9 protein-coding genes and 1 tRNA gene are annotated in these 17,217 nt (G+C 70.8%); all 10 read left to right on the top strand.

Features of this window, described 5'->3' with window-relative positions; genetic code table 11:
- Positions 1-307 precede the first annotated feature (307 nt).
- Positions 308-781: an ATP-binding protein gene (locus tag ACFVQ0_RS14350; protein WP_390087856.1), complete on the top strand. Its 474-nt coding sequence runs from the start codon at positions 308-310 to the stop codon at positions 779-781.
- A 297-nt stretch (positions 782-1,078) separates the two neighbouring features.
- Entirely contained in the window at positions 1,079-3,514 is a 2,436-nt protein-coding gene (locus tag ACFVQ0_RS14345) for a sodium-translocating pyrophosphatase (RefSeq protein WP_390087854.1), read from the top strand.
- 298 nt (positions 3,515-3,812) lie between these two features.
- Positions 3,813-4,499: a small secreted protein gene (locus ACFVQ0_RS14340; protein WP_390087852.1), complete on the top strand. Its 687-nt coding sequence runs from the start codon at positions 3,813-3,815 to the stop codon at positions 4,497-4,499.
- A gap of 135 nt (positions 4,500-4,634) precedes the next feature.
- The gene (locus ACFVQ0_RS14335) at positions 4,635-6,170 is read left to right on the top strand and encodes a methyltransferase (protein ID WP_390087850.1); all 1,536 of its coding nucleotides are present in this window, start codon (positions 4,635-4,637) and stop codon (positions 6,168-6,170) included.
- Positions 6,171-6,834: 664 nt separating this feature from the next.
- The gene (locus ACFVQ0_RS14330; RefSeq protein WP_311304792.1) at positions 6,835-7,032 is read left to right on the top strand and encodes a hypothetical protein; all 198 of its coding nucleotides are present in this window, start codon (positions 6,835-6,837) and stop codon (positions 7,030-7,032) included.
- Between the two features lie 374 nt (positions 7,033-7,406).
- On the top strand, positions 7,407-10,289 hold the full coding sequence (topA, locus tag ACFVQ0_RS14325) for a type I DNA topoisomerase (RefSeq protein WP_390087848.1): 2,883 nt from the start codon (positions 7,407-7,409) through the stop codon (positions 10,287-10,289).
- A 289-nt stretch (positions 10,290-10,578) separates the two neighbouring features.
- The gene (gene tmk, locus ACFVQ0_RS14320; protein ID WP_390087846.1) at positions 10,579-13,890 is read left to right on the top strand and encodes a dTMP kinase; all 3,312 of its coding nucleotides are present in this window, start codon (positions 10,579-10,581) and stop codon (positions 13,888-13,890) included.
- Between the two features lie 230 nt (positions 13,891-14,120).
- Positions 14,121-15,326, top strand: a complete 1,206-nt coding sequence (locus ACFVQ0_RS14315; protein WP_390087844.1) for a DNA polymerase III subunit delta' — start codon at positions 14,121-14,123, stop codon at positions 15,324-15,326.
- Between the two features lie 100 nt (positions 15,327-15,426).
- Positions 15,427-16,971 (top strand): alpha/beta hydrolase, encoded by a 1,545-nt coding sequence (locus ACFVQ0_RS14310; protein ID WP_390087842.1) that lies wholly within the window; start codon positions 15,427-15,429, stop codon positions 16,969-16,971.
- Positions 16,972-17,090: 119 nt separating this feature from the next.
- Positions 17,091-17,164: transfer RNA gene (locus ACFVQ0_RS14305), tRNA-Thr, on the top strand.
- Positions 17,165-17,217: the final 53 nt, after the last annotated feature.

Below are 17,217 nucleotides of genomic sequence, written 5' to 3'. Positions count from 1 at the left end.
GCCGGCCCGGTTGCTGACCGGTCGCTCACGCGATCGGACCAGCCGTCGGTCGGCGGTCAGTGCCGGCCACCGGATCAGTCATCGGCTGTCGGATCAGGCGTCAGGCGTCACCGTCAGTCGTCGGCCGTGAGCTGTTCGGGTCGGATCGGCTGTCAGTTGTCAGGCCAGTGGTTGAACTCTGGCCGTACAACATCCGTCGGGCGGCAGTCCGGTGGATGCCGGGCAGCTGCGTCGGATAGAAGAACCAGGAGTGCCGGGCCGTCCGCCCAGTTCCTGGACGCACACACGTACGTTCGAGGGGGATCGCATGGCCACCGTTGAACTCCGCTTCAGCGCCCAGCCCGAACACGTCAGGACGGCTCGCCTCGTGGCGGCTGCCGTGGCGCGCCGGGCCGGGGTCGACGAGGCCGTGCTCGACGAGGTCAGGCTCGCCGTGGGAGAGGCCTGCAGCCGGGCGGTCGGGCTGCACCGCAGCCACGGCATCACCGCTCCTGTAACGGTCGTCCTGACCGAGGAGGAGAAGTCCTTCTCCATCGAGGTCGGCGACGAGGTGCCGGGCCCGGGCAGCGACGGTTCCGTACCCGGCATGTCCGGACGGGGCGGCGCCGCGTCCGAGGTGGGGCCCGACGAGCCGGAACCCGATCCTGAGGGCGACGGCGAGGACGAGATGGGCCTCGCTGTTATCAGCGGCCTGGTCGACGACGTGGAAGTCAGGTCCGGCGCGGACGGCGGAGTCATCCGGATGAGCTGGCCGAAGACGCCGACGACCGTACTTCCCTGAGACGGGCGACCGGCGTACTCCCCTGAGACAGGCGACCGGCGGCGCGTGAGTTCGCCGCCGATCGCATTTTCGAGCCCTGCTGAGCAGGGCCTTTTTCTTTTTGCGCGGTCGTTCCCGCTTGATCAGTGATCTACGGACAATGCGTCTGCCCCATTACTGCATTCGGTCCAGTGCGCGAAGGTGATCAATTGTCGTTCGGTGGATGAAGGTCAATTACATTTACCGCGCACTGTTTTGATCGTGTTCCGCTACCTACAATCCGTCCACGTCTTGAGCGCTGAGCGTCAAGGAGGACGTATGGCGGGGTTCGGCACCACACCACTGGCAGAACTGACGCAGTTTTCCGCATTTTCCGACCCACCCACCACTCTCGCCGCAGCGGTGCTCACCGATGACAACCGAGTCATCGTGATCGTCGTCGCGGTCGTCGCCCTCGCGGCACTGCTGGTCGCCCGGCTGCTGGCCCGTCAGGTGCTGGCGGCCGGTGAGGGCACCGATCGTATGAAGGAGATCGCGGCGGCCGTCCAGGAAGGCGCGAATGCCTATCTGGCCCGGCAGTTGCGAACCGTAGGCATCTTCGCCGTCGTCGTCTTCTTCCTGCTTCTCCTGCTTCCGGCCGACAACTGGTCGCAACGCGCGGGACGTTCGGTGTTCTTCCTGGTCGGTGCGCTTTTCTCGGCGGCCACCGGATACATCGGTATGCGGCTCGCCGTACGGAGCAATGTGCGGGTGGCCGCCGCCGCGCGTGAGGCGACTCCCGCGGAAGGTGAACCGGAAAAGGATCTCACCGCCGTTTCGCACAAAGCAATGAAGATCGCATTCCGTACCGGGGGTGTGGTCGGCATGATCACCGTGGGCCTCGGGCTCCTGGGCGCCTCCTGCGTGGTGCTCGGCTACGCCGCCGACGCGCCCAAGGTGCTGGAGGGCTTCGGGCTCGGAGCGGCGCTGATCGCGATGTTCATGAGGGTCGGCGGCGGCATCTTCACCAAGGCGGCCGACGTCGGCGCGGACCTGGTCGGCAAGGTGGAACAGGGCATTCCGGAGGACGATCCGCGCAACGCCGCGACCATCGCGGACAACGTGGGCGACAACGTCGGGGACTGCGCGGGCATGGCGGCCGACCTCTTCGAGTCGTACGCCGTAACTCTGGTCGCCGCGCTCATCCTCGGCAAGGCCGCGTTCGGCGACGCGGGACTGGCCTTCCCGCTCATCGTGCCGGCGATCGGCGTGATCACCGCGATGATCGGCGTCTTCGCCGTCGCGCCGCGCCGCAGCGACCGCAGCGGGATGACCGCCATCAACCGCGGGTTCTTCATCTCGGCGGTCATCTCGCTGGTCCTGGTGGCCGTGGCGGTCTTCGTCTATCTGCCGTCCACGTACGCGGATCTGGACGGTGTCACCGATGAGTCCATCACCTCGCACGGTGGGGATCCGCGGGTGTTCGCGCTGGTCGCCGTTGCCATCGGCATTGTGCTGGCGGCCCTGATCCAGCAGCTCACGGGCTATTTCACGGAGACCAACCGGCGTCCGGTCAGGGACATCGGCAAGTCCTCGCTGACCGGACCGGCCACCGTCGTACTCGCCGGTATCTCCATCGGTCTGGAGTCGGCCGTCTACACCGCGCTGCTGATCGGGCTCGGTGTCTACGGGGCGTTCCTGCTCGGCGGCACGTCGATCATGCTGGCGCTCTTCGCGGTGGCACTGGCCGGTACCGGCCTGCTCACCACCGTCGGGGTCATCGTCGCCATGGACACCTTCGGCCCGGTCTCCGACAACGCCCAGGGCATCGCGGAGATGTCCGGTGACGTGACCGGCGCCGGTGCCCAGGTCCTCACCGATCTGGACGCCGTCGGCAACACCACCAAGGCCATCACCAAGGGCATCGCCATCGCGACCGCCGTTCTGGCGGCGGCGGCGCTCTTCGGCTCCTACCGCGACGCGATCGCCACCGCGGTCGACGATGTCGGAGCCTCGGCCGGGGAGATGGGGCTGAGCCTGGACATCTCGCAGCCGAACAACCTGGTGGGCCTGATCCTCGGCGCCGCGGTCGTCTTCCTCTTCTCCGGCCTGGCCATCAACGCGGTGTCCCGGTCGGCCGGGGCCGTCGTCTACGAGGTACGGCGGCAGTTCCGCGAACACCCCGGGATCATGGACTACACCGAGAAACCGGAGTACGGGCGCGTCGTCGACATCTGCACCAAGGACGCGCTGCGCGAACTGGCCACGCCCGGTCTGCTTGCGGTGCTGGCGCCGATCGCGGTCGGTTTCTGCTTCGGGGTCGGGGCGCTCGGCTCGTACCTCGCCGGTGCGATCGGCACCGGGACGCTGATGGCGGTCTTCCTCGCCAACTCCGGTGGTGCGTGGGACAACGCCAAGAAGCTCGTGGAGGACGGTCACCACGGCGGCAAGGGGAGCGACGCCCATGCCGCGACCGTCATCGGTGACACGGTCGGTGACCCGTTCAAGGACACGGCCGGGCCGGCGATCAACCCCTTGCTCAAGGTGATGAACCTGGTGGCGCTGCTCATCGCGCCCGCGGTGGTGAAGTTCAGCTACGGCGCGGACGCGAACGCCTGGGTGCGCGCGGTTGTCGCGGTGCTCGCCATCGTCGTCATCATCGGTGCGGTCTACGTCTCCAAGCGTCGCGGGATCGCCGTGGGGGACGACGGCGACTCCGGTGGCGAGGGCGGAGGCAGCTCGGCCCGGCCGTCCGATCCGGCGGCCGTTCAGTGAGCCGGCCGGCGGCGGGCGGTCGCGGCAGCAGCACTGCGGGCGGTCGGATCGGGTAGCCGACGCGAGGTCAGGAAGCGGGCGGGTGGGGCATTTTGACGCTCCGCCCGTCCGTCAGTCGACAGGGTGCTTGTTCGATCAGCTGTTCCCGTGTGCCGGGGCCGAGTGGGTGAGTTGTATCTCCCTCATTTCGCTTGGTGCAAATGGCTGCAAAAGCCCACCCACCGGACTCCGGGCGCCCAAATGCAGGGCGTTCGACGTGTAAGTTCCGGGGCCGAGAGCCTTGGAAGGGACCAATCCGGTGAACAAGAAGCTTGCGGCCGCGCTGTCCGGCGGTGCGGTACTGGTACTTACGCTGTCGGGCTGCAGCGACGACAGCGACAACAAGGTGAACGACTGGGCCAAGAAGGTCTGTGACCAGGTCCAGCCCCAGCTGCAGAAGATCGCGAACGCCAACGCCTCCATCCAGCAGCAGACCGCCGACAACAGCAAGCCCGCCGACGTCCAGGAGACCGACTCGGCCGCCTTCCAGCAGATCTCCCAGGCCTACAAGGCGCTGGGCTCGGCGGTCGACTCGGCGGGCCCGCCGCCGGTCGACGACGGCGAGACCACGCAGAAGGAAGCCGTGAAGGAGCTCAACGCCTCCTCCGCGGCCTACGCGAATCTGCAGAAGAAGGTCGATGACCTCAACACGAAGGACCAGGCGAAGTTCGCCGACGGCCTCAAGGACATCGCTGACGAGCTGAACAAGATCAGCACCAACGGTGACCAGGCGCTGAAGAAGCTCCAGTCCGGCGAGGTCGGCAGCGCGATGGCCAAGCAGAAGGGCTGCCAGAAGCCGACGGCCCCCGCATCGCCGTCGGCCGGTGCCTCGAAGTCGGCTTCGCCCTCGAACGACTCGAAGGACGCGAAGGACCCGAAGGACGCGAAGAGCTCCGAGGACCCGAAGGGGGCGTCTTCTTCCGCCTCGCCCGGCGAGAAGTCGTAACCGGACGGCTCTCCGACACGGCCGCCCGCACAACCCGGACGAGCAGCTGTACGACCCCCGGCCGGCGGTCGTACGACCGGCCCGTTGGCCCGATGGGTCAACGGGCCGCTGCCGTTGTCAGTGGGAGCCGTCACAATGGGTCACGTGAGTATGACCAGCCTTCCCGCACCCGACCATGCGACCCGGCTTCGCGAAGCCCTGCTCGCCGCCGACTTCACCGCCGACGGGCTCCTCGACCTGCTCGGCGCATCCGCCTACGCCGCGCTCGCGCGCAGTGAGACCGTCCCGGCGCTGCGTGCCACCCGGGGGGACGCGCCGCTCGACACGCTCGTGCGGCTCTTCCTCCTCCAGCGCCCGGTCCCCGCCGGGCGGGTGGCCGCCGTGCTGCCGCTGCCGGAATGCGTGGCGGACGGCTGGCTGACCGAGTCGGACGGCGAGGTGCGCGCGACCGTCGACGTACGCCCCTACGGCGGGCCGGACGGTCAGGACTGGTTCATCGTCTCCGACCTGGGGTGCGCCGTCGGAGGCGCGGGCGGCATCGGCTCGCACGAGGAGGGCGTCGTCCTCGGTATCGGCGGCGCCTCCACCACTCTCGCCGGGATCACCGTCCGCAGGCCCGTCGCCACCGCCCTCGACATCGGTACGGGCTCCGGCATCCAGGCGCTGCACGCCTCGCAGCACGCCACCCGGGTCACCGCCACCGACCTCAACCCGCGCGCCCTCGGCTTCACCCGGCTCACCCTCGCCCTGTCCGGCGCGGCCCCGGCCGATCTGCGCGAGGGCTCCCTCTACGAACCGGTCGCCGGGGAGACGTACGACCTGATCGTCTCCAACCCGCCCTTCGTCATCTCGCCCGGTGCCCGGCTCACCTACCGCGACGGCGGCATGGCGGGCGACGATCTGTGCCGGACGCTGGTGCAGCAGACCGGCGAGCGGCTGAACGAGGGCGGGTACGCCCATTTCCTGGCCAACTGGCAGCACACGGAGGACGAGGAGTGGCAGGACCGGCTGCGCTCCTGGGTGCCGCACGGCTGTGACGCCTGGATCGTGCAGCGCGAGGTCCAGGACGTCACGCAGTACGCGGAGCTGTGGCTGCGCGACAGCGGCGACCACCGCACGGAGCCCGCGGAGTACGCGGCGCGTTACGACGCCTGGCTGGACGAGTTCGAGGCCATCGGGACCAAGGGGGTCGGCTTCGGCTGGATCACGCTGCGGAAGTCCGCCGCAGCCGCCACCGGGGACGCGTCGATCGTGATCGAGGAGTGGCCGCACGCGGTGGAGCAGCCGCTCGGTCCGGCCATCGAGGCGCACTTCGCCCGTCAGGACTACCTGCGGGAGCAGGACGACGCGGCGTTGCTGACCGGCCATTTCACCCTGGCGGCCGAGGTGATGCAGGAGCAGGTCGGGCTGCCGGGCGCGGAGGACCCCGAGCATGTGGTGCTCCGTCAGAACCGCGGTATGCGGCGCGCGACGAAGGTCGACGCGGTGGGGGCGGGGTTCGCCGGTGTGTGCGACGGATCGCTGCCCGCGGGCCGGATCCTCGACGCCATCGCCCAGCTGATGAACGAGGACCCGGTGCTGCTGCGTGACCGCACCCCGCAGGCCATCCGGCTGCTGGTCGAGGAGGGCTTCCTGGAGCCGGTGCCCCCGGCGGGGCGGACGACCGGATGATCCGGATCGGGCCGACGAGCGAGATATCCGCGCCGCACCGTCGCTGATCTCCGGTCCGGCGGCGCGACGTTACCGCGCCGCCGGAATGGGCCCGGCCCCGTCCCGTTCCCCGCGCGCTGCTCACCTCATGGGATTCGCGGGCGGTGCACTCAGCGGCCCCGGGAGGCGTGGGGGCTGGTGAGGTGCTGGTCCCGACGGCCGCGGCCGTCGGCCTCGGCGCGGTACTCCCCAGCGCTCGGAACTGGGCTCCGCTCCGGTTCGGTCGCGCGCTGCCCTACGTACTGAACGGCCGTCTTATCAGGGCCTTCACGCCCACCGCCGCCTGTCTGCCGCTCGGTCTGCGGATTCCGGTTGGTGTGCGTCACGGGCCGGCCGCCGTTCTGCACCCCGCCGGGGCCGGGTGCTCCGCGTTCCGGGGCGGATGCGTGTCGGGTAGGTACTGCTCGCCGCTGCGCTGTTGGCGGTGTTCGAAGTCAGGTGGGTGCGGCGGCGTGTGAGCACGGACCGGTTCCGCTGTTCACCCGGGGTTCGCGTCGTCGACGCTCCGTGGTGCGAGCCTCCCCCGAAACGGCGCGAAACGAAGCCGTACGGCGCGGTACGACCGCGGGCACCCCCGCCCCCGGTCCGCTCCGGTCCGCGCCGGGGGACAGAGAGGCATACGGGTATGGAGAGCGGACCTGCGGTCTTCGCCGGAACGGCATTCGCACTGTTCGGTGCCGCGCTGCTGCTGTGGACGGGGGCGCGCGTACTGCATCGCGCGCCGGTGGCGTACCGGGTGAGCCCCGTTGCCTCGACCGTACTCGCCACTGTGTTCGGCGTAGTTTTCCTCGTCCTCGGGGTGTGGTGCTTCACACGCGTCTGAGCAGGGGGCTGGACACAGGGCTGAACACGGCGCTGAACGTGTGTTCGTATGCGCGTCCGGACCCGTCGCGAGCCATCCGGGGCCCGGAGCCGGCCCGGAACACGCCCGGACTGCGCGCACCCCGCCGCCGGTCCCCGCGGTGCGGCCACAGCGCCGCCGAAACCCGCGGGCAGCGGCCCCGCGCACGGCGGACTGAGCGGGCCGGGCGGCAGGAAAGGCGGAAGTCGGGTTACCGTTCGAGTGGCCGTTGCGGGCTTTTGCCGTTTGACACGGGGGCGGGTTGTACCGTCACACTCCGCAGCGACAGCACTGTCGGCAGCGCGATCGCGCTGCCCCTGATGCCCACCGAGCGTCGACCGGAGAGAAGAGCGAAGTTGTCCCCGACCACCGAGACCGCACAGGGCGGCCGCCGACTCGTCATCGTCGAGTCGCCTGCCAAGGCGAAGACGATCAAGGGCTATCTCGGCCCCGGATACGTCGTCGAGGCGAGCGTCGGGCACATCCGCGACCTCCCGAACGGCGCGGCGGAGGTGCCGGACGAGTACACCGGCGAGGTGCGACGCCTCGGCGTGGACGTCGAGAACGACTTCCAGCCCATCTACGTCGTCAACGCCGACAAGAAGGCCCAGGTCAGGAAGCTCAAGCAGCTGCTGGCCGAGTCGGACGAACTCTTCCTCGCCACCGATGAGGACCGCGAGGGCGAAGCCATCGCGTGGCACCTGCAGGAAGTCCTCAAGCCCAAGGTCCCGGTCCACCGGATGGTCTTCCACGAGATCACCAAGGACGCGATCCGGGCCGCCGTCGCCAACCCGCGCGAGCTGAACCAGCGCATGGTCGACGCCCAGGAGACCCGCCGCATTCTCGACCGCCTCTACGGCTACGAGGTCTCGCCGGTCCTGTGGAAGAAGGTCATGCCCCGTCTGTCGGCGGGCCGTGTCCAGTCGGTCGCGACCCGCCTCGTCGTCGAGCGGGAGCGCGAGCGCATCGCCTTCCGCTCCGCCGAGTACTGGGACCTGACCGGCACGTTCGCCACCGGCCGCACCGGTGACGCCTCCGACCCCTCGACGCTCACCGCCCGCCTCAGCGCGGTCGACGGGCGCCGCATCGCCCAGGGCCGTGACTTCGGTCCGGACGGTCAGCTCAAGGCCGCCTCCGCCCAGACGCTGCACCTGGACGAGACGAACGCCCGCGCCCTGGCCGCCGCGCTCGCCGACTCCTCGTTCGCCGTACGGTCCGTCGAGTCGAAGCCGTACCGCCGTTCCCCGTACGCCCCCTTCCGTACGACGACCCTCCAGCAGGAGGCGAGCCGGAAGCTGGGCTTCGGGGCCAAGGCCACCATGCAGGTCGCACAGAAGCTGTACGAGAACGGCTTCATCACCTATATGCGTACTGACTCCACGACCCTCTCGGACACCGCGATCTCCGCGGCCCGTGCCCAGGTCACGCAGTTGTACGGCGCCAATTACCTGCCGGACAAGCCGCGCACGTACGCTGGCAAGGTCAAGAACGCCCAGGAGGCGCACGAGGCGATCCGCCCTTCCGGCGACCGCTTCCGCACCCCTGCCGAGACCGGCCTCACCGGCGACCAGTTCCGGCTCTACGAGCTGATCTGGAAGCGGACCGTCGCCTCCCAGATGAAGGACGCGGTCGGTAACTCCGTCACCGTCAAGATCGGCGGCCGGGCGAGCGACGGCCGCGACGCCGAGTTCTCCGCGTCCGGCAAGACGATCACCTTCCACGGCTTCATGAAGGCGTACGTCGAAGGCGCCGACGACCCGAACGCCGAGCTGGACGACCGCGAGCGCCGGCTGCCGCAGGTCGCCGAGGGCGACGCGCTGTCCGCCGACGAGGTCACGGTCGACGGCCACGCGACGAAGCCGCCGGCCCGGTACACCGAGGCCTCGCTGGTCAAGGAGCTGGAAGAGCGCGAGATCGGCCGCCCGTCGACGTACGCGTCGATCATCGGGACGATCCTCGACCGCGGGTACGTGTTCAAGAAGGGGACGGCGCTCGTGCCGTCGTTCCTCTCGTTCGCCGTGGTCAACCTGCTGGAGAAGCACTTCGGCCGGCTCGTCGACTACGACTTCACCGCTCGTATGGAGGACGACCTCGACCGCATCGCGCGGGGTGAGGCCCAGTCCGTGCCGTGGCTGAAGCGGTTCTACTTCGGTGCGCAGGAAGGCGACGACGCGGCCGGTGCCGGAAAGGCATCCGACGCGGGCAACGGCGACGGCGACCACCTCGGCGGGCTCAAGGAGCTCGTCACCGACCTCGGCGCGATCGACGCCCGGGAGATCTCCTCGTTCCCCGTCGGCAACGACATCAAGCTCCGCGTCGGCCGCTACGGCCCGTACATCGAGCGCGGCGAGAAGGACTCCGAGGGCCACCAGCGCGCGGACGTCCCCGAGGACCTGGCGCCCGACGAGCTGTCCGTCGAGTACGCGGAGGAGCTGCTGGCCAAGCCGAGCGGCGACTTCGAGCTCGGCGCCGACCCGGTCAGCGGGAACCAGATCATCGCCAAGGACGGGCGCTACGGCCCGTACGTCACCGAGGTGCTGCCCGAGGGCACGCCGAAGACCGGCAAGAACGCGGTGAAGCCGCGGACGGCCTCGCTCTTCAAGTCGATGTCGCTGGATACGGTGACGCTGGCCGACGCGCTGAAGCTGATGTCGCTGCCGCGCGTGGTCGGTGAGGACGCCGAGGGCGTCGAGATCACCGCGCAGAACGGCCGCTACGGCCCGTATCTGAAGAAGGGCACGGACTCGCGGTCGCTGACCTCGGAGGACCAGCTCTTCGACATCACCCTCGAAGAGGCCCTGGCGATCTACGCCCAGCCCAAGCAGCGCGGCCGGGCCGCGGCCAAGCCGCCGCTGAAGGAACTGGGCACGGACCCGGTGAGCGGTGCTCCGGTCGTCGTGAAGGACGGGCGTTTCGGCGCGTACGTCACGGACGGCGAGACGAACGCGACGCTGCGGTCCGACGACAGCGTCGAGGAGATCACGCCGGAGCGCGGCTACGAGCTGCTCGCGGAGAAGCGGGCCAAGGGGCCGGCCAAGAAGAAGACGACGAAGAAGGCCCCGGCCAAGAAGGCGACCGCGAAGAAGGCGCCGGCGAAGAAGGCGACCGCGGCGAAGAAGACTGCGGCCAAGAAGACGACTTCGGCTGCGGCGAAGAAGACGACTGCGAAGAAGACGACTGCGGCGGCTGCGAAGAAGTCTGCTTCGGCGTCTGCGTCTGCTTCTTCTTCGGAGGAGTGACCTCGCGGAGTTTCTGAACGCCGGGCGGGCTGGAGATGGTTTCTCCAGCCCGCCCGGCGTTTGTGCTGTTGGAGGTGGGTGGGGGCGCCTGCGGCGGGCCTTGTCCCCTCCCCGCCCCTTCCCGAAGCCGGGGCTCCGCCCCGGACCCCGCTCCTCAAACGCCGGAGGGGCTGGTAGTGGGGCCGGGGAGGGGGATGTGGGGCGGAAGTGGGGGGTGGGGTGGGTGTCTGGTGGTCGTATGTTCGGACGCGGCCCCCGGGCACCGGTTCGCTCCCGATAGGCTGGGCGGATGACGCGAGCCGAGCAGCCAACGGTCGTGAGCCCCACCTCCGACACACTTGCCGCAGACTCACGCGAGCGCGCCGTACGAGCCCTGTTGCGCATTCCCCCGCTCAAGCGGTTGTGGAGCGCCCAGCTCGTCGGTGGTATCGGCGATGCACTCGCCCTTCTCGTGCTGGTGCTGCTGTCGCTGCAAGCGGCGGTCCTTGAGGGCTCATTCGGATCCGGATACCGCGGGGCGGCCTTTGCCGTCGCCGCCGTGTTCGGTGCCCGGATTATTTCCACCTTGCTCTTCGGAGCCGTACTTCTGGGGCCTTTGACGACCCTGACGGCGCCGGGCGGGCCGATCGACCGGCGGTGGCTGATGATCGGGGCGGACGGGCTGCGGCTCGCGCTGCTGGTCGTCGCGCCGCTGTGGATCGACTGGACGCCCGACCGGGCGCTCATGATGATCCTGATCACCGTCTTCGTCACCGGTATCGGCGAGCGCCTGTGGCGCATCGCCAAGGAGAGCGCCGCCCCCGCGCTGCTGCCCGCCCCGCCCATCGAGGGCGCCGCCGTGCGCCCGCTGCCGGACCACCTCGAACCGCTGCGCCGGCTCTTCCTGCGCACCGACTTCGCCGCGGTCCCCGCCGCCGCGGCCGTGCTGCTGGTGGCGGCGCTGATCGGGAACCTGCTGGGCTCGGGCCTGGACTGGTTCTCCTTCCACCAGGCGGCCCTCGGCTCGTACGTCGCGGCCGGGCTGTTCTCCGCCTCCATCTCCATCGTGTACTTCCTGGAACTGCCCGGTACGCCCACGCCCCGGCCGCGCTCCCCGCTCGAAGGGCTGCGCCGGCCGTCGTCCGGCCAGGGACCGGACAAGGGCCGCACCGGCGCGATGCCGCTGATCGTCGCGACCTGCGCCGCCGTCGCCGGGGCCATCGCGGCCGCGGGCGCTGTCGCCGTACTGCACGCCACCGACCTGGGCGGCGGCCCCGCCACCCTCGCGCTGCTGATCCTCGCCCTCACCGGTGGTGCGGGCGCCGGTATCCGCACGGCCGGCAAGGTGCTGCCGATGCTGTCGCGGCGGCGGCTGCTCTCCCTGGCCACCGCCGTCACAGGCGTTGCGCTGCTGGTGATGGGCCTGGTCCCGGACACGGCGACCGTCGTCCTGATCGCCGTGCTCGCCGGGTACGCGGCGGGCGTCGCCGCGAACACCGGCCATGTCCTGATCGACCAGGAGACCGAGGAACCCCGCCGGGTCCGGACCACCGAACACCTCCAGGCCGTCGTCCGGGTCCTGATCGCGCTCGGCGCGGTCGGCGGCCCGCTGGTCGCCGCCGCCATCGGAACGCACCGGCTGACAGCCGGGGGCTTCGTCTTCGCGCACGGCGGCGCCGCCTTCACCCTGATGCTGATCGGCGCCCTGCTGCTGCCGGTCGCCGCCATCGTGCTCGCGAAGACGGACGACCGCTCCGGAGTGCCGCTGCGCCGCGATCTGCGCGAGGCGCTGCGCGGCGGCGAACCGGCCGTCGCACCCGCCACGACCGGGTTCTTCCTCGCCCTGGAGGGCGGCGACGGCGCCGGCAAGTCCACCCAGGTCGAGGCGCTCGCCGAGTGGATCCGCGCCAAGGGCCACGAGGTCGTCGTCACCCGGGAGCCCGGCGCCACACCCGTCGGCAAGCGGCTGCGGTCGATCCTGCTCGACGTGTCCTCGGCCGGACTCTCCAACCGCGCGGAGGCCCTGCTCTACGCCGCCGACCGCGCCGAGCACGTCGACTCCGTCGTGCGCCCGGCCCTTGAGCGCGGCGCGATCGTCATCTCCGACCGCTACATCGACTCCTCCGTCGCCTACCAGGGCGCGGGCCGCGATCTCGCGCCGACCGAGATCGCCCGGATCTCCCGGTGGGCGACGAGTGGTCTCGTACCGCATCTGACGGTGCTCCTGGACGTCGACCCGGAGACCGCGCGCGAGCGGTTCACCGAGGCTCCCGACCGGCTGGAGTCCGAGCCGCCCGAGTTCCACGCCCGCGTACGCTCCGGGTTCCTGACGCTGGCCGCTGCCGACCCGACGCGCTACCTGGTGGTGGACGCCGGCCAGGACCCGGAGTCGATCACCACCGTCGTACGGCACCGGCTCGACCAGCTCCTCCCGCTCTCCGAGGCCGAGATCAAGGCCCTGGAGGAAGCGCGCAAGGCCGCCGAGGAAGAGGCCAGGCGCCTCGCCGAGGAAGAGGCCGCGCGCAAGGCGGAGGAGGAGCGCCTGGAGCGTGAGCGGCAGGAGCAGCTCGCCCGGCTCCGCGCCGAGGAGGAGGAGCGCAAGCGGCAGGAGCTGGAGGAAGCCCGCCGCCGCGAGGCCGAGCGCCAGGCCGAGGAGGCCCGGCAGCGCGCCGAGGAGGCCCGCCGGATCGCGGAGGAGGAGCGCAAACGGCAGGAGGCCGAGGAAGCGGCCCGCGAGGCCGAGCAGGCGCGGCTGCGCCGGCAGGCGGAGGAGGAGGCCCGGCTGCGCAAGGAGGCGGAGGCGCTCCGCCTTGAGAAGCAGCGCAAGGCCGAGGAGTCCCTGCTGAGGGCCGAGGCGGCACGCCGTCAGGCCGAGGCCGAGGCAGCTGCCGCGGCCGAGACCGCGCGTGCGGAGGCGGAAGCCGCAGAGGCGGCCTCGCGGGCTTCCCGGGAACGTCGGGAGTCCCAGGAGCATCGGGAAGCCCAGGAACGTCGGGAGTCCCAGGAGTCCGGCTCGTCCCGGTCGTCCGGCTCGTCCGGCTCGTCCGTTCCGGACAACGAGCTGACGGTGCCGACTCCGATCGTCAACCCGAACGAGGTCACCCAGCCGGTTCCCTCCCCGGTGGATCCGTCGTCCGGATCCACCCGTTCCTCCAGCCGTTCCTCGTCCGACACCTGGCCCTCCGACGAGGCCGAGACGACGATGATCCCGAAGTTCACAGAGCCGGACGAGCGCTCCGGTGGCCGGGACGCGGCAGGCGCGACGGACGACACGACGGTCCTTCCGCCGGTACGGGACACGGGCCGCGGGTCCGCGAGGGAAGCCGATCCGGCCGACCGGGTGCCGCGGGGCATCTTCCGGGACGAGCACCCGGGGGGCTCCGTGCCGGAGCGCGAGAACGAGCGCACCCGTGAGCTCCCGCAGATCACCGACCCGAACGCGCCCCAGCAGCCGGCCCCGGACCAGCAGGAGCGTTCCGGCCGCCAGTCCCGGCGGCCCCGCCCCGACTGGGCGGAGGAGACCCCGCTGGACGATCTGCCGACGCTGGCGGACGAACTGCTCGGCGACCACGACGAGGAGGGCCCCGACTCCCGGGGCCGCGGACGGCGCCCGCGTCGCTGATCCGTGACGATGCGTACGTGATCCGGTCCGTGACCGGGTCCGTGATCCGGTACGCACGGAAGCCCCGGATGTCCGGGGCTTCCGTGCTTCCGGCGCCCTCCCGCCCCGGGCGTGTGCCGGGATTGTCAGACCCGTCCCTCACAATGGGAAGCCGGATCGACGCCTGACGCGCACCGCGTCCGGCCGCTGATCAGCGAGAGCCATGACCACCACCGGAAGGGCGGTGACCCATGTCCGTATGGGACGACCTGGTCGGCCAGGACCGGGTGCAGGAGCAGCTCGGCGCCGCCGCCCGGGACGCCGACGTGCTGGTCTCCGCCATCTCGGCGGGAGAGCCGGTGCCGTCCGGCTCGAAGATGACCCATGCGTGGCTGTTCACCGGCCCGCCGGGCTCCGGACGGTCCACCGCCGCCAGGGCCTTCGCGGCGGCTCTGCAGTGCACCAGCCCGGACCGCGCGCTGGGCGGGGCGCCGGGCTGTGGCTTCTGCGACGGCTGTCACACCAGCCTCATCGGTACGCACGCCGATGTCGATGTGATCCGCACCGACCTGCTCTCCATCGGCGTGAAGGAGACCCGTGAGCTGGTCCGCCGCGCCCAGCTCTCGCCGGCCGTCGGGCGCTGGCAGGTCATCGTCATGGAGGACGCCGACCGCCTCACCGAAGGCGCGGGCAACGTCCTGCTGAAGGCGATCGAGGAGCCCGCACCGCGCACCGTCTGGCTGCTCTGCGCGCCCTCGCTCGAAGACGTGCTGCCCACGATCCGGTCCCGCTGCCGCCACCTCACGCTGCGCACCCCTTCGGTCGACGCGGTCGCCGATGTCCTGATCCGGCGGGACGGCATCGACCCGGAACGGGCCGTGTCCGCCGCCCGCGCCACCCAGGGCCACATCGGCAGGGCCCGGCGCCTCGCCACTGACGAGCGGGCGCGGTCCCGCCGCGCGGCGGTCCTCAAGCTGCCGCTGCGCGTCGAGGACATCGGCGGCTGCCTCAAGGCCGCGCAGGAGCTGATCGACACCGCCACCGACGACGCGAAGCAGGTCGCGGAGGACGTGGACGCCAAGGAGACCGAGGACATGAAGGCCGCGCTCGGCGCGGCCGCCGGGGGCCGGATGCCGCGCGGCACCGCCGGGGTGATGAAGGAGCTGGAGGACAAGCAGAAGCGCCGCAGGACCCGTACGCAGCGGGACAGCCTCGATCTGGCGCTCACCGAGCTGACCGGCTTCTACCGCGATGTGCTCGCCCTCCAGCTGGGCTCGCGGATCGCCATCGCCAACGCCGACGCGCAGGACTCCCTCGACCGTGTCGTCCGCTCGTCCACGCCCGAGCGGACCCTGCGCCGGATCGAGGCGGTCACCGCCTGCCGCCGGGCGCTGGACCGCAACGTGGCGCCGCTGCTCGCGGTGGAGGCCATGACGATGGCGCTGCGGGCGGGCTGACCACTGCGGCCCGGCGGCCGACCGGGCGGTCGAGTCACGCCGAATCACCCGTATGAGGCGGGAATCGGGCGAGTCGTCACCCGGCGGCTACGCTCCGGACATGGACACCAGGCGCCCGCTCCGCACCCTCGCCATCGCGCTCGGCACTGCCGGCCTCCTCATCTCCGGCTGCAGCAGCGGAAGTTCGACGACGGGTGCCTCGTCATCCGGCCCGGCGGCCACCGCCTCGCCGGTCCCGGCGGCGCTGAAGACGTACTACGCGCAGCACCTGAGCTGGCGGGACTGCGGGGTCACCGGATTCCAGTGCACGACGATGAAGGCGCCGCTCGACTACGCGAAGCCGGACGCGGGTGAGATCAAGCTGGCGGTCTCCCGCAAGAAGGCCACCGGCCCCGGCAAGCGGATCGGCTCACTGCTGGTGAACCCGGGCGGGCCCGGCGGTTCGGCCATCGAGTACCTCCAGGGCTACGCCGCGGTCGGCTACCCCGCCCAGGTGCGGGCCCGGTACGACATGGTGGCCATCGACCCACGCGGGGTGGCGCGCAGCGAACCCGTCACCTGTCTCACCGGTCCGCAGATGGATGCCTACACGCAGGTGGACCAGACGCCGGACGACGCCGGGGAGGTCACCGCGCTGAGCGGTGCGTTCAAGAAGTTCGCCACGGGCTGCGAGCAGCGCTCGGCGGAGATCCTGCCGCACGTCTCCACCGTGGAGACGGCGCGTGACATGGACGTCCTGCGGGCGCTGCTCGGCGACGACCGGCTGAACTACGTCGGGGCCTCGTACGGCACCTTCCTGGGCGCGACGTACGCCGAACTCTTCCCGGCGCGGGCGGGCCGGCTCGTCCTCGACGGTGCGATGGACCCGTCGCTTCCCTCGGCCGAGATGAACCGCGACCAGACCGCGGGGTTCGAGACGGCGTTCCAGTCCTTCGCCGGTGACTGCGTGAAGAAGTCGGGCTGCCCGCTCGGCACCACGTCCGCCTCCGACGCCGCGGACAGGCTGAAGCAGCTGTTCGCCCGCCTAGACGCCAAGCCGATCGCCACGGGTGACTCCCGCAAGCTCGGGGAGTCCCTGGCCACCACGGGGGTCATCGCCGCCATGTACGACGAGGCGGCCTGGCCCCAGCTCCGTGACGCGCTCACGGCTGCCCAGAAGGGCGACGGCTCCGGCCTGCTCTCGCTGGCGGACAGCTACTACGAGCGCGAGCCCAACGGCACGTACGCGAACCTGATGTACGCCAACGCGGCCGTGAACTGCGTCGACCTCCCGCCCGCCTTCACCAGCTCCAAGGCGGTCGCCCAGTCGCTCCCCGCCTTCGAGAAGGCCTCCCCGGTCTTCGGCAAGGGCTTCGCCTGGGCCTCCCTGAACTGCGCCTACTGGCCGGTCCCCGCCACCGGCACCCCGCACCGCATCAAGGCCGGGGGCGCCGCCCCGATCGTGGTCGTCGGCACCACCCGGGACCCGGCGACCCCGTACAAGTGGGCGAAGTCCCTGGCCGGCCAGCTCAGCTCCGGGACCCTCCTCACCTACGAGGGCGACGGCCACACGGCGTACGGCCGCGGCAGCGACTGCATCGACACGGCGATCAACACCTACCTCCTGGAAGGCACCCCGCCGAGCGACGGCAAGACCTGCTCCTGACCCCACCCACCACACCGCTGACCTGCACCTACGCCCCGGCACCAGGGCGGTACGGAGCACCCTCGGAAACTGTGTAGACTTGGGCCCGCTGCTGATCGCACCATGGTGTGGCAGCGCGTGCCGCCTTAGCTCAGTTGGCCAGAGCAACGCACTCGTAATGCGTAGGTCTCGGGTTCGAATCCCGAAGGCGGCTCAGTGAAAGTCCAGGTCACATAGCCCGTGACCTGGGCTTTTTCTTATGCCGGG

The sequence above is a fragment of the Streptomyces sp. NPDC057900 genome (assembly GCF_042887885.1).
Classification (GTDB): domain Bacteria; phylum Actinomycetota; class Actinomycetes; order Streptomycetales; family Streptomycetaceae; genus Streptomyces.
Note: the sequence above shows the minus strand (reverse complement) of the source record. Positions and strands in the feature narration are given on the sequence as shown.

Coding starts and splice junctions, on each gene's coding strand:
- ACFVQ0_RS14335 (WP_390087850.1), top strand. CDS start 4,635: ATGGGTCACGTGAGTATGACCAGCCTTCCCGCACCCGACCATGCGACC.
- ACFVQ0_RS14315 (WP_390087844.1), top strand. CDS start 14,121: ATGTCCGTATGGGACGACCTGGTCGGCCAGGACCGGGTGCAGGAGCAG.
- ACFVQ0_RS14330 (WP_311304792.1), top strand. CDS start 6,835: ATGGAGAGCGGACCTGCGGTCTTCGCCGGAACGGCATTCGCACTGTTC.
- ACFVQ0_RS14350 (WP_390087856.1), top strand. CDS start 308: ATGGCCACCGTTGAACTCCGCTTCAGCGCCCAGCCCGAACACGTCAGG.
- ACFVQ0_RS14310 (WP_390087842.1), top strand. CDS start 15,427: ATGGACACCAGGCGCCCGCTCCGCACCCTCGCCATCGCGCTCGGCACT.
- tmk (WP_390087846.1), top strand. CDS start 10,579: ATGACGCGAGCCGAGCAGCCAACGGTCGTGAGCCCCACCTCCGACACA.
- ACFVQ0_RS14345 (WP_390087854.1), top strand. CDS start 1,079: ATGGCGGGGTTCGGCACCACACCACTGGCAGAACTGACGCAGTTTTCC.